Here is a 12529-nt window from a genome sequence, read left to right as displayed (position 1 = left end):
GGGGGGAATGACCGTGACAAACGCCAACCGGGGCGACCTCGCCATCATCGTGCGCGACGCCAACAAGCGTTATGGCGACTTCGTCGCGCTCGACCATGTGGACTTCGTCGTCCCCACCGGCTCGCTGACGGCGTTGCTGGGGCCCAGCGGCTCGGGCAAATCGACCCTGCTGCGCACCATCGCCGGCCTCGACCAACCCGACACCGGAACCGTCACCATCTACGGACGTGACGTGACCCGCGTGCCGCCGCAGCGCCGAGGCATCGGGTTCGTGTTCCAGCACTACGCGGCGTTCAAGCACCTGACGGTCCGCGACAACGTGGCCTTCGGGCTCAAGGTCCGCAAGCGTCCCAAAGCCGAGATCAACGCCAAAGTCGACAATCTGCTCGAAGTGGTGGGGCTGAGCGGTTTTCAGGGCCGCTATCCCAACCAACTCTCCGGTGGTCAGCGGCAGCGGATGGCGCTGGCGCGGGCGCTGGCGGTCGATCCGCAGGTGCTGCTGCTCGATGAGCCGTTCGGCGCGCTGGACGCCAAGGTGCGCGAGGACCTGCGAGCCTGGTTGCGCCGCCTGCACGACGAGGTGCACGTGACCACGGTCCTGGTCACCCACGATCAGGCGGAGGCATTGGACGTCGCCGATCGGATCGCGGTGCTCAACCATGGCCGCATCGAGCAGATCGGCTCTCCGACGGACGTTTACGACGCCCCGGCGAACGCGTTCGTGATGTCGTTCCTCGGTGCGGTGTCCACCCTGAACGGCACGCTCGTGCGGCCGCACGACATCCGGGTGGGACGCACCCCCGAGATGGCGGTGGCCGCCGAGGACGGCACCGCCGAGTCCACGGGTGTGGCGCGGGCCGTCGTCGACCGGGTGGTGAAGCTCGGCTTCGAGGTGCGGGTGGAGTTGACCAGCGCCGCGACGGGAGGATTCTTCACCGCCCAGATCACGCGCGGTGACGCCGAAGCGCTCGCGTTACGCGAGGGAGACACCGTCTACGTGCGTGCCACCCGGGTGCCGCCCATCACCCCCGGTGCGACGGACGCTGGTCGCGAGGCCGACGAGGATGAGACCACGCTGACGTCGGCGTGACGGCCGGATCGGTCCTGTCGCACGCGCTACGACGCGTGCAAACCGCATTCGGTCTTGGCCCGTCCCTGCCAGCGTCCGCTGCGCGGGTCGGCGCCCGCCAGCGGCTTGGCCGTGCAGGGGGCGCAACCGATCGATGAATAGCCGTCGTAGATAAGCGGATTGACCAGCACACCGTGCTCGTCGATGTAATTCTGGACGTCCTCGTCGGACCATTCGACCAGCGGGTTGACCTTCACCAGCTTGAAGCCCTCGTCGAAACCGACCACGGGGGCGTTGGCGCGCGCGGCGGTCTCGCCCCGCCGCAGCCCGGTCACCCACGCCGAATATCCGCGCAGCGTCTTGCCCAGCGGCTCGACCTTACGCCGCCGGCAGCACTCACCGGGATCCCGTGCGAACAGGTCCTTGCCCAGCAGTTTGTCCTGCTCGGCGACGCTCTGCTCAGGCATGACATTGAGCACCCGGATGTCATACACCGACTCGATCGCGTCCCGTGTGCCGATGGTCTCCACGAAGTGATAGCCGGTGTCCAGGAACACCACCGGCACACCCGGACGGGCCTTGGCCGCCAGATCGATCAACACCGCCTCCTGCATGCTGGAGGCCACCACGTAGTTGCAGGTGGCCCAGCCGCGCGGCCCGTTGATGCCGCCGAAGGTTTCGTCGGTCCAACGCAACACCTCGGCGGCGCTGGCACCTTCGAGCTCGGCCGCGCCACGGGCGGCAAGCGCGCGCAGTTCGGCTTCCGAAAGTTTGGTCGTTCGTTCGCTCATCGCAAATCGTCCTCGTCTGCCCTCATAGCCCACTGTGCGAAACGTTCACCCTCGCCGCGATATTTCAAGTAGTTGCGTGTCACCCGCTCGATGTAGTCGCCGAGCTCGTCGCCGGTGACCTTGTGCTGGCGCAGTTTTCGACCGAAGCCGCTGTCCAGGCCCAGGCTGCCGCCCAGGTGCACCTGGAAACCCTCGACCGAGCCGCCCTCCCCGTCGTCGACCATCTGGCCCTTGAGCCCGATGTCGGCGACCTGGATGCGTGCGCACGAATTGGGACAGCCGTTGATGTTGACGGTGATGGGCACATCGAGCTGCTGATTGATGTCCGCGAGCCGGCGTTCCAGCTCGGGCACCAATGACTGCGCCCTGACCCGGGTTTCGGCGAAGGACAACTTGCAGAACTCAATCCCCGTGCACGCCATCACATTTCGGCGCCAATGAGACGGGCGTGACTGCAGCCCGAGGGCTTCCAGGCCGGCGATCAGCTCGTCGAGCTTGTCGTCGGGCACGTCGAGGATGACCAGCTTCTGGTAGGGGGTGAGCCGGATCCGGTCCGAGCCGGCCCGCTCGGCCAGGTCGGCCACGGCGGTGAGGATGGTGCCCGACACCCGGCCCGCGATCGAGGCGACCCCCACCCCGTTGAGCCCATTCTTGAGCCGCTGCACCCCGACGTGGTCGATCGGATGCTTCAGTGGCTCGGGGGCCGGGCCGTCGATCAGCGGACGCTTGAGGTACTCGGTCTCCAGAACTCCGCGGAACTTCTCGATGCCCCAGTCCTTGATCAGAAACTTCAGCCGCGCCTTGGACCGCAGGCGCCGGTAGCCGTAGTCGCGGAAGATCGACGTCACCGCGTGCCACACCTCGGGCACCTCTTCGAGCGGCACCCAGGCGCCGACCCGCTGGGCCAGCATCGGGTTGGTCGACAGCCCGCCCCCGACCCACAGGTCCAGCCCCGGGCCATGCTCGGGGTGGTTGACGCCGATGAACGCGACGTCGTTGACCTCGTGCACCACATCCTGCAGGCCCGAGATCGCGGTCTTGTACTTGCGCGGCAGGTCGGCGAAGTCGGGCTGACCGATGTAGCGGCGCGCGATCTCCTCGATCGCCCAGCTGGGGTCGAGCACCTCGTCCAGCGACTCGCCGGCCAGCGGTGAGCCCAGGATCACGCGCGGGCAGTCGCCGCACGCCTCGGCGGTCTGCAGTCCGACCTCGGCCAGCCGCCGCCAGATCTCGGGGACGTTCTCCACCTCGATCCAGTGGTACTGCACGTTCTCGCGGTCAGTGATGTCGGCGGTGTCGCGGGCGAATTCGGTGGAAATCTGGCCCACGCTGCGCAGCGCCGCCGCCGACAGAGCGCCGCCGTCGCAACGCACCCGCATCATGAAATATTTGGCTTCCAGCAGCTCGGCGTTGTCGTCGCCGGTGTACGTGCCGTCGTAGCCCTGTTCACGCTGGGTGTAGAGCCCCCACCAGCGGAAACGCCCACGCAGGTCGCTCTTGTCGATGCTGTCGAAGCCGTCCTTGGCGTAGGTGTCCAGGATGCGGTCCCGCACGTCGAGCGGGGCGCCGGCCTGCTTCATCTCCTCGTTCGGATTCAGCGGCTCACGATTTCCCAGTGCCCATTGGCCCTCGTTACGGGCCTTCGCGGGTCGGGCGGTGGTCATCGGACGTTCTCTCCTCTAAAAAGATCGCCAGCGCGGCCAGCACAGTTCACCGACATTTTTGAGCGGCGCGGAACCTTCGGCCAGCTGGAGACGCAGGGGGCCTGGGTCTACCACGTCAAGGCAGACAGATACAGCTGCAAACGCGCTTGAGATCAATGTGCCGCCGCGCCACGAGCACAATGTGCGGGCTGGGCTGGTCGACGGTCACGCCCCCATTGTGCCATGGTCGCCGAAGAGCCATGCGAGCAGGTCAAATCTTGGCTCACGGTGATTAAAACTACCGACCGAGGCTGGGAGGGCCCACTCGCAAAGCCTTGGAAGTTCATGCGACGTTGCGCGCCCGGCCGGTCGTCGTTCCGGGTGGTCGACGTCCCCGGGGCGCCCCGTTCGCCGTGGGATCATGTGGCATGGCCATTCGCGAGGACCCCCTCGACCTGCCCGACGTTCGGGTGGTCGCCGGGCAGCCGTTTGGCATCTATGTGCACGTCCCGTTCTGCATAACGCGTTGCGGCTATTGCGACTTCAACACCTACACCCCGGCCGAGCTGGGGGGCGTCAATCCGGACGCCTGGCTCAGTGCGCTGGGGACGGAACTGGAACTTGCGGCCGCGAGGCTGCAGGCGCCGCCGGTCGACACCGTGTTCGTCGGTGGCGGAACGCCCTCACTGCTGGGGGGACCGCGGATGGCCACGCTGCTGAACATGGTGCGCCAGCACTTCACGCTGGCGCCCGACGCCGAGATCACCACCGAGGCCAACCCCGAGTCGGCGTGGCCGGACTTCTTCGACGCCATCCGGGGGGCCGGCTACACCCGGGTATCGCTGGGCATGCAGTCGGTGGCGCCGAGGGTGCTGGGGGTCCTCGACCGCATCCACACGCCGAACCGGTCCGCGGCCGCCGCCCGCGAGGCGCTGGCCGCGGGATTCGAGCACGTCAGCCTTGACTTGATCTACGGCACGCCGGGGGAGTCCGACGACGACCTGCTGTGCTCGGTCGACACGGCGATCGAGACCGGTGTGGATCACGTGTCCGCCTATGCGCTGGTGGTCGAGGAAGGCACCGCGCTGGCCCGCCGGGTCCGCCGCGGCGAACTGCCGGCACCCGACGACGACGTGCTGGCCCACCGCTACGAATTGGTCGACGCGCGGCTGTCGCAGGCCGGGATGTCGTGGTACGAGGTGTCCAACTGGTCGCGGCCGGGCGGCGAATGCCGGCACAATCTCGGCTACTGGGACGGCGGCCAGTGGTGGGGTGCGGGGCCGGGTGCGCATGGCTACGTCGGTTCGACGCGTTGGTGGAATGTCAAGCATCCCAACGCTTATGCGGAGAGGTTGAGTGCCGCGACGCTGCCGATAGCCGGATTTGAGCAACTCGACGCCGAGGCCTCACACACCGAGGACGTGCTGTTGAAAACCCGTTTGCGCCAAGGGCTCCCGGTCCCATTGCTGAGTGCTACCGAGCGCGAACGCGCCGGGGGCATAGTCGCCGACGGATTGTTGGACGCCGACGGCGACAGGCTTGTCCTGACTCCGCGCGGACGGCTGCTGGCCGACGCCGTGGTGCGAACGCTATTGGGGTAGCGGCGTTTACCGGGTGGTCAGACCCCGAACAAGTGCTCGAAGAGGCGGGCGATCTCGATGTAGAGCGGGATCCCGATGGTGACGTTGTAGGAGAACGTCAGGCCCAGTGAGGCGGCCAGCGGCAGCGTCGGGCTCGCCTCGGGGATCGCCAGGCGCTGGACCGCCGGGACGGCGATGTAGGACGCCGCACCGCACAGGACCGCGAACAAGACGTAGGTTCCGGTCTTGAAATCGGTGTGGGTCAGCGATGCGTAGCTGCAGGCAACGACGATGCCAAGTGTCGCAAAGACATTCGGCGCGACCAGGCCGAAGACGATGAAACCGGGGCCCGCCGTGCGAAGGTCCTTCAACTTGCGCGACGCCGTCATCCCCATCTCGAGCAGGAACAGACACAGCACGCCCTGGAAAGCCAGCACGAAGAATTTGTCGTCGTCGGCAACGACTTTCTGTCCCTGCAGTCCACTGACGAGGCCGATGATGATGCCGCCCATCAACAGAACAAGGCCGGGATTGAGGAAGACCTCCTGGAACAGTTCCCGCGAGAAGATCGGCACCTTCTTGCCCTTGGTGCGTACCGGGCTGTGGTCGTTCTCCCAGTCCGGGTGCTCCATCTTTTCCAGCGAAAGTTCCAGCTCCTGCTCGATGGCCGCTTCCTCCAGGCTCTGGCCGTGCGGAGGGCGCGCGGCGGTGCCGGGGCCCACCCCGACCTTGACCGGCGGCGTGTAGCCGGCCTCGTCGGGCATGTAGCCGGCGGAGTCCATGCCGCGGTGGCGCAGCCGGGCCACGAAATACAGCGCCACCAGACAGCCCGGGATTTCCATCACGGCCAGCATCACCGGCATGTACGCGTTGAAGGCGATGTTCACCGCGGCCAAGACGGCCACGCAAGTGGCGAAGGTGCCCGCCGAGTCCGACCCGTAATAGCCAGCGATCGTGGCGCGGTCGACTTTGCGAAGTGATTTCAGGCGGCTGAGGCCGAGGTAGGCCAGGCCGCCGATCGCACAGTTCAGCACGAAGCCCAGGACCATGAAGCCCACGATGGCGCCGACGCTGGACGCGCTGACCTGCGCGAGCTCTTCCCCGCCGTGCCAGCCGATGGCCAGCAGCAGGTACATCGTCAATCCCTGATAAATGACGTAGGGGAATTCGAACCGTACCTTCAGGATGGGAATCAAAAACCCGAAGTAAAAGAACAGTAGAAGCGGCTTGAACAAGTTGTGGGTGAAGTTGTGCCAGAACTCTTGCAGCATCGATGCCTCCGTTAAATAGGGCGCTGATCAGGGGAGGCACCGTCCGCAAGCGGAGCAACCACGAGAAACATCCCGACCGACCGTGAAGAATTTATCGCTGCCGTTGACTTGCCGCCACTTGAACACACACAGGGAAGCGGACGCCTATTCGGCGGCTAAGAGGCGATGAAACTGCTGGTCAGGGCGGTGTCCGTAGAGCAGGATTCTGCATCCGCGCGGGCCAAGGGCGACGACAGTTTGGTATGAATGTGCTGTGGATTTACTGTGGAGTCAATATCGGTCAGCGCGCTGACGAGATGAGGGAGGGCCTAACTCCGGCTCCCTTTTTTCGGTGCGTTACCGACAGCCAGGCCGATGGCGAGTAATGCGTCGTGATTTCCTCGAAACCGTCGACGCGGGAAACCGAAAGCACACCGGTCTGTTGATTGATTTCGAGTTCGTCGCCTTCGCTCGCGTGCACTTCCTCGCCGTTGAAAAGCCGGATTATGAACACCGTGATCCTCCAATCCGGCGGGTGCGGGGACGCGGGGCAAGGGCGCTAGGAAAAGTGTCGCTGCCGCAGTCGCTTATTGTGCGACCGCGACGTAAACGGTTGGAAAACCTTTGGAGTGGCGATCTTCACGGCCGGCGGCGAAATCCGCGCCCCGAAGGCGGGTGCCACCCCGGTCTAGCTGGGCGAACAGGCCGACGCCGCCGGCACGCCGAAACTCCTAGGCGGTTGGCGCCCGAGCCGCCGGCGCCTTAACTCCGCGCGAGTTTTAGCTGAACGCGCCAATCCATTGGCCGGTTGGCGGGAGCGGTGGTGCGCGGTTACATAGGTTAGGCTACATTTACTAACCGTGACCGAGGTCAGCGTCGAGACAAGTTCCGCCGGCTCTGAGTCGCCGTCGATTCCGCTCCCCGTGCATATCGACCCGGCGGACCTGGCGGCCGAGCTGGCCGTGGTTCTGTCCGAGCGCGTCGGGGACGAGTATCTGCTCTACGAGCGCGGCGGTGAATGGGTGCTGGCCACCGGGGTGCGCGCGATGATCGAGCTGGACAGCGACGAGCTGCGCGTTGTCCGCGACGGCGTGACTCAAACCCAGCAGTGGTCGGGTAGGCCCGGGCCGGTTCTCGGTGAGGCCATTGACCGGCTCTTGCTGGAAACCGACCAGCTCTTCGGTTGGATCGCCTTCGAATTCGGCGTCTATCGCTACGGGCTGCAGCAGCGGCTGGCGCCGGGAACTCCGCTGGCCCGGGTGTTTTGGCCGCACGGCCGCATCGTGGTGACCCGAAAGGCGGTCCGCCTGTACGGCACCTCGGCCGGCCACCGCGACGAAGTCCTGGACGTGCTCGGCGCCGGTGTGCCCGACGTGCGCGCCGCCTCGGCGGTCGATGTCGTCGCTGACCCGTCCGCCTACCGCGATCGGGTGGCGGCCGCCGTCAGCGAGATCGCCGCGGGCCGCTACCACAAGGTCATTCTTTCCCGGTCCCTGGAAGTGCCCTTCCCGCTCGACTTTCCGTCCACCTACCGGCTGGCCCGGCGCCACAACACCCCGGTGAGGTCGTTCCTGTTGCGGCTGGGCGGGATTCGCGCCGTGGGCTACAGCCCCGAACTGGTCGCGGCCGTGCATCACAATGGCATCGTGGTGACCGAACCGCTTGCGGGCACCCGCGCACTCGGCCGTGGCGAGGCGCGTGACCGCCAGGCCCGCGACGACCTGGAGTCCAATTCCAAAGAGATTGTCGAGCACGCGATTTCGGTGCGAAGCTCGCTGCAGGAAATGATCGAGATCACCGAGCCGGGCACCGCCGTCGTCACCGATTTCATGACAGTGCGGGAACGGGGGAGCGTGCAGCATCTCGGCTCCACGGTCAGCGGTCGGCTGGGGACATCCAACGACCGGATGGACGCGCTGGAAGCGCTTTTCCCGGCGGTCACCGCGTCGGGAATCCCGAAAGCGGGTGGCGTTGAAGCGATCATGCGCCTCGACGAGGGACCGCGCGGCCTGTATTCGGGTGCGGTCGTGATGATTTCGGCCGACGGCGGGCTGGATGCGGCGCTGACGCTGCGGGCTGCTTACGAACGTGACGGCAAGACGTGGCTGCGTGCCGGTGCGGGCATCATCGAAGAGTCCACTCCCGACCGCGAATTCGAGGAGACCTGCGAGAAGCTGTCCACGCTGGCGCCGTATCTGATTGCGCATCAATAGCTTTTAATCGCTCCTCCTGCGCGGCGGTCGTGGTGCCAGGCCGCTTTGGTGTTTCCCGTGTCACGGTTGGTGCCGTAGGGACTTTCGGCCCTATTTACCCGGTTCCCCGGTATGCCATCTTCGTGTAACCGCATGACACAGATACATTGCGCATAACCGACCGTCGCAGATAACTGGGAGGGCTCCGTGCCCAAGGCACTGACTAACTTGCAGCTACTTCACGAGCTCCAGCCGGTGGTTGAGCGCCTGCTCAATCGCCACCTGTCGATGTTCAAAGAGTGGAACCCGCACGACTACGTTCCCTGGTCGGACGGCAAAAACTTCTACGGACCATCCGGTCAGGGTTGGGAGCCCGGGCAGGCCAAGCTGCCCGACGTCGCACAGGTGGCGATGGTTCAAAATCTGCTGACCGAAGACAATCTGCCGTCTTATCACCGTGAGATCGCGATGAACTTCAGCATGGACGGTCCCTGGGGTCATTGGGTGAATCGGTGGACCGCGGAGGAGGCCAGGCACAGCACGGCGTTGCGCGACTACCTGGTGATCACCCGCGCCGTCGACCCGGTGGAGCTGGAGAAGCTGCGCCTGGAGCAAATGACGAGGGGCTTCAGTCCCGGCCAGAATCAGCAGGGCGATATGTTCGCTGAGAGTCTGTTCGACTCGGTCATGTATGTCTCGTTCCAGGAACTCGCCACCCGCGTCTCGCACCGCAACACGGGCAAGGTCAGCAACGACCCGATCGCCGAGCAGTTGATGGCCAGGGTGTCGCACGACGAGAACCTGCACATGCTCTTCTACCGAGATATCAGCGCCGCCGGCCTGGACATTGCCCCCAATCAGGCGATGAAGTCGGTGCACCGGATCCTGCGCAATTTCAAGATGCCCGGATATACGATCCCGGAGTTTCGTCGTAAGGCGGTGGTCATCGCCGTCGGCGGTGTCTACGACCCGCGGATCCATCTCGAAGAAGTGGTCATGCCGGTTCTGAAGAAGTGGCGGATCTTCGAACGCGAAGACCTCACCGGCGAGGCCGCCGGGATGCGCGACGATCTCGCGCTGCTGGTCAAGGAACTCGAGGACGCCTCGGAGAAGTTCGACGAGTCCAAACACCGCTATCTGGAGCGTGAGGCGCGCAAGACCGAAAAGATCACCGCCAGCAAAGTGCTCCAGACCAAGGGAACGTTAACGCTGAGCAAACACTAACGCCGGCTATGTTGCCTTGATGTGACCCTCGGGTGGTTTTGATGAGACCCTCGGGTGCCCTTGATGAGACCCTCGGGTGGTCTTGGTGAGACCTTCGGGTGACCGAATATCGGCCATTCCCAAGCTTTTTCGTGCTGCCGGGCGTAGCATATGTCCCAACTTCAACCCCGATGGAGGATTCATGTCCGGTCTTAAGTCCAAAGTCATTCTGGTCATGATGCTCGCCCTCGCTTACCCGGCGGCTGCGGCCTGTACGGGCACAATTACCTGCCCAACCTGCGTCGTCGTCACCGTTTAGCAAAGCCCGAACGTCTGAGGAGGCGTGCGCGCGACGAGGTGCGTGCGACCGCAGGCTCAGGCCGAAGAGCCCGATTCGAGGTAGTCGGCCAATATCCGACCGACCAGGGACTCGATGTTGGATTCGATGGACGAGGCGAGCGTGGCGGTGACGGTCGCCACTGCCTGAGTGCGGAAGCGCACCAGCATGGTGATCAGCTCGGCGATCTCGGCATCGGCCGGTAGCGGTTCGCCGGGTTTGATGCGTTCCAGCACGTGCTCGGCTCCGGCGCGCACCAGCATGTCGCTGATCTTGTCGATCTCCGGGACGATCTGCTCGTGGAGATCGATGAGCTTGTCGAATTTGACGCCGTAGTCACGGATTTCGTTGAATGCTTCGATGAGTTTCGGGCGGGTGATGCTGGCCTGCGTCCCATCGACCCGGATCACCTGCAGCCCTACCAGGCGGTTGAACGCGTCGGGGTCGTCGACGAGTCGTTGCGCGTCGGCCACCGACATCGTCTCGGGTTTCTCGGTGGTCCAGGTGCCCGCGATAGCCGTCTCCAGGCCCAGCACGTCACCCAGGTTCTTGCCTTCCTCCCAGGCGCCCAGCATTTCGCGCACGTGCGCGATGTTGTAGCCGCGGTCGAGCATCGAGGTGATGAGCCGCAGCCGGGTCAGGTGGGTGTCGTTGAACAACGCGATGCGGCCGACCCGCAATGGCGGGGGGAGCAATCCGCGGTCACGGTAGACGCGGATGTTGCGGGTGGTGGTGCCCGCCAACCGGGCCAGGTCGTCGATTCGATACTCACCGGAGTTCGCGACGCCGTGCGGGTGCCGGGCCGCCGCGTCGAAAAGCTGTGACACCGCGCCCTCGATGAGCTGGCGGTACTCCCGCGATTGGCGCCGAACGCGTTTGGGTGCGCGCCGCACATTGTGCAGCACGCTGGCGATGGTGCCGGGTTCCGGTCGCGATGCGCGCTGGGTGGCCATGTCAGTGCGGCATCTCAGGCCGACGCGGTGGCCCGCGTCTGGGCGTGGCGCGCCACCGCCTGATAGTCCTCGTACCGGAAATCCCTCATCTGGCGAAGATACTGCGTGGCGAAACCGGGATACATCGAGCCGTTGAATCCGTCCTTGGTGAGGTACCAACTGCGGCACCCCGACATCCACGTCGTCTTGGTGAGTCGGCGCTGAATGCCCGCGTTGTGGCGACGCTGTACCTCCTCGCGCACATCGAGGTAGCGCAGGTCGTTGTTGAGAACGGTGGTGATGCCGCGCACCGCATAGTCCAGCTGGCCCTCGATGTAGACCAGCAGGGAGTTGTGTCCGGGCCCGGAGTTGGGCCCGGTCATGACGTACAGGTTCGGATACCCGTGCACGTTGATGCTCTTGTAAGCCTGTGCGCCATCGGTCCATTCCGCGGCCAGCGACCGGCCGCCGAGTCCGGTGATTCCGAAAGGCGGACCGGTCAGGTGCACGTCGTAACCGGTGGCGAACACGATGCAGTCGAGATGGTGTTCGATGCCGTCACTGGTGCGAATGCCGACCGGACTCAATGTGGCGATCGGCCAGTCGATGAGCTTGCAGTTGTCGCGTTGCAGCGCGGGGTAGTAGTCGCTGGAGACGAGCATGCGTTTGCACCCCGGCCGGAAGTCCGGCGTCAGCTGACGCCGCAACCACGGATCTTTCACCTGGGCGCGCAGGTGCGCCCGCCCCAACCGGGCGACCAGCGACGTCAGCGGGGTGTCCCAGACCAGCGCCGTGGCGCTGGCTTCGTGGCCCCAGTACAGCGCCTGGCGCGCAAGTTGTTGGGTGGCAGGGATTTTGGCGAACAGCGATTGCACGGCCGACGGGGTGGCAACGTCCAAGCGTGGCAGCACCCAGCACGGTGTGCGCTGAAAGATTTTGACGAACTCGGCCCGCTTGACCAGCTCGGGGATGATCTGAATGGCGCTGGCCCCGGTGCCGATGACCGCGACGCGCTTGCCGGTGAAGTCGTAATCGTGATCCCAGCGCGCGCTGTGGATCTTGTGTCCGCGGTAGCTGTCCAGGCCCCGGATATCGGGGAAGCGGACATCGGACAGCGGACCCGAGGCCAGCACGACGGTGCGGGCACGAAACCTCTTGCGGTTCTTGGTGGTCGCGGTCCAGATGCCGGCTTCCTCGTCAAAGGTCAAGTCCTTGACGTCATGGCCGAACTTGATGCGGCTGCGAATGCCGAATCTGTCCGCCATGTCCTCGAGGTGACGATGAATCTCGGGGGCGGGCGAGTAGGTGCGTGACCACGCCGGGTTCTTGACGAAGGAGTACGAGTACAGCAGTGACGGCACGTCGCAGCTGGCACCGGGATACGTGGTGTCGCGCCAGGTCCCGCCGACCCGGTCGGCGCGTTCCAGCATCACGATGTCGTCGACTCCGGCTTCGGCCAAGCGGATTGCCGCCCCGAGCCCGGTGAAGCCGGCTCCGACGATGAGCGCCGCGTGGGTGCGGTTGTTCGCCAT

Annotated in this window: 11 protein-coding genes; 4 read left to right on the top strand and 7 right to left on the bottom strand. The window is 65.2% G+C overall.

Annotation, left to right across the window (positions count from 1 at the left end; all coding sequences use genetic code 11):
* The first annotated feature begins 7 nt into the window (after positions 1-7).
* A complete protein-coding gene (locus tag G6N50_RS11380) occupies positions 8-1090 on the top strand; it encodes a sulfate/molybdate ABC transporter ATP-binding protein (protein ID WP_083096065.1) in 1083 nt (360 codons plus the stop codon).
* Between the two features lie 26 nt (positions 1091-1116).
* On the opposite strand, the gene G6N50_RS11375 is transcribed toward G6N50_RS11380, so the two are convergent.
* The 3 genes from G6N50_RS11375 to G6N50_RS30100 all read right to left on the bottom strand — a co-directional run bounded on the left by G6N50_RS11375 (position 1117) and on the right by G6N50_RS30100 (position 3765).
* Positions 1117-1860, bottom strand: a complete 744-nt coding sequence (locus G6N50_RS11375; protein WP_083096062.1) for a phosphoadenylyl-sulfate reductase — start codon at positions 1858-1860, stop codon at positions 1117-1119.
* Positions 1857-3524, bottom strand: coding sequence for a nitrite/sulfite reductase (locus tag G6N50_RS11370; RefSeq protein WP_083096060.1), 1668 nt, complete (start codon positions 3522-3524; stop codon positions 1857-1859). The genes G6N50_RS11375 and G6N50_RS11370 overlap by 4 nt, the downstream gene beginning before the upstream one ends.
* 115 nt (positions 3525-3639) lie before the next feature.
* Positions 3640-3765 (bottom strand): Ms4527A family Cys-rich leader peptide, encoded by a 126-nt coding sequence (locus G6N50_RS30100; protein WP_372509934.1) that lies wholly within the window; start codon positions 3763-3765, stop codon positions 3640-3642.
* Between the two features lie 166 nt (positions 3766-3931).
* On the opposite strand from G6N50_RS30100, the gene hemW reads away from it, so the two are divergent.
* On the top strand, positions 3932-5104 hold the full coding sequence (gene hemW, locus G6N50_RS11365; protein ID WP_083096058.1) for a radical SAM family heme chaperone HemW: 1173 nt from the start codon (positions 3932-3934) through the stop codon (positions 5102-5104).
* Positions 5105-5121: 17 nt separating this feature from the next.
* On the opposite strand, the gene G6N50_RS11360 is transcribed toward hemW, so the two are convergent.
* Positions 5122-6354, bottom strand: coding sequence for a sodium-dependent bicarbonate transport family permease (locus G6N50_RS11360; protein ID WP_083096055.1), 1233 nt, complete (start codon positions 6352-6354; stop codon positions 5122-5124).
* Between the two features lie 280 nt (positions 6355-6634).
* Positions 6635-6847, bottom strand: a complete 213-nt coding sequence (locus G6N50_RS11355; RefSeq protein ID WP_067829941.1) for a hypothetical protein — start codon at positions 6845-6847, stop codon at positions 6635-6637.
* Between the two features lie 346 nt (positions 6848-7193).
* On the opposite strand from G6N50_RS11355, the gene G6N50_RS11350 reads away from it, so the two are divergent.
* Complete coding sequence (locus G6N50_RS11350) at positions 7194-8546, top strand: salicylate synthase (RefSeq protein WP_083096052.1); 1353 nt, start codon at positions 7194-7196, stop codon at positions 8544-8546.
* Between the two features lie 186 nt (positions 8547-8732).
* Positions 8733-9749, top strand: a complete 1017-nt coding sequence (locus G6N50_RS11345) for an acyl-ACP desaturase (protein ID WP_083096050.1) — start codon at positions 8733-8735, stop codon at positions 9747-9749.
* A 354-nt stretch (positions 9750-10103) separates the two neighbouring features.
* Here the strand turns inward: G6N50_RS11345 and G6N50_RS11340 are convergent, their stop codons facing one another.
* Positions 10104-11018, bottom strand: a complete 915-nt coding sequence (locus tag G6N50_RS11340; protein ID WP_083096048.1) for a MerR family transcriptional regulator — start codon at positions 11016-11018, stop codon at positions 10104-10106.
* A 14-nt stretch (positions 11019-11032) separates the two neighbouring features.
* Positions 11033-12529 carry a flavin-containing monooxygenase gene (locus tag G6N50_RS11335; RefSeq protein ID WP_276053474.1) on the bottom strand — a complete coding sequence of 499 codons (1497 nt, stop codon included), beginning with the start codon at positions 12527-12529 and terminating at the stop codon, positions 11033-11035.

Origin of the sequence: Mycobacterium mantenii, assembly GCF_010731775.1 — a bacterium.
GTDB lineage: Bacteria > Actinomycetota > Actinomycetes > Mycobacteriales > Mycobacteriaceae > Mycobacterium > Mycobacterium mantenii.
Note: the sequence above shows the minus strand (reverse complement) of the source record. Positions and strands in the feature narration are given on the sequence as shown.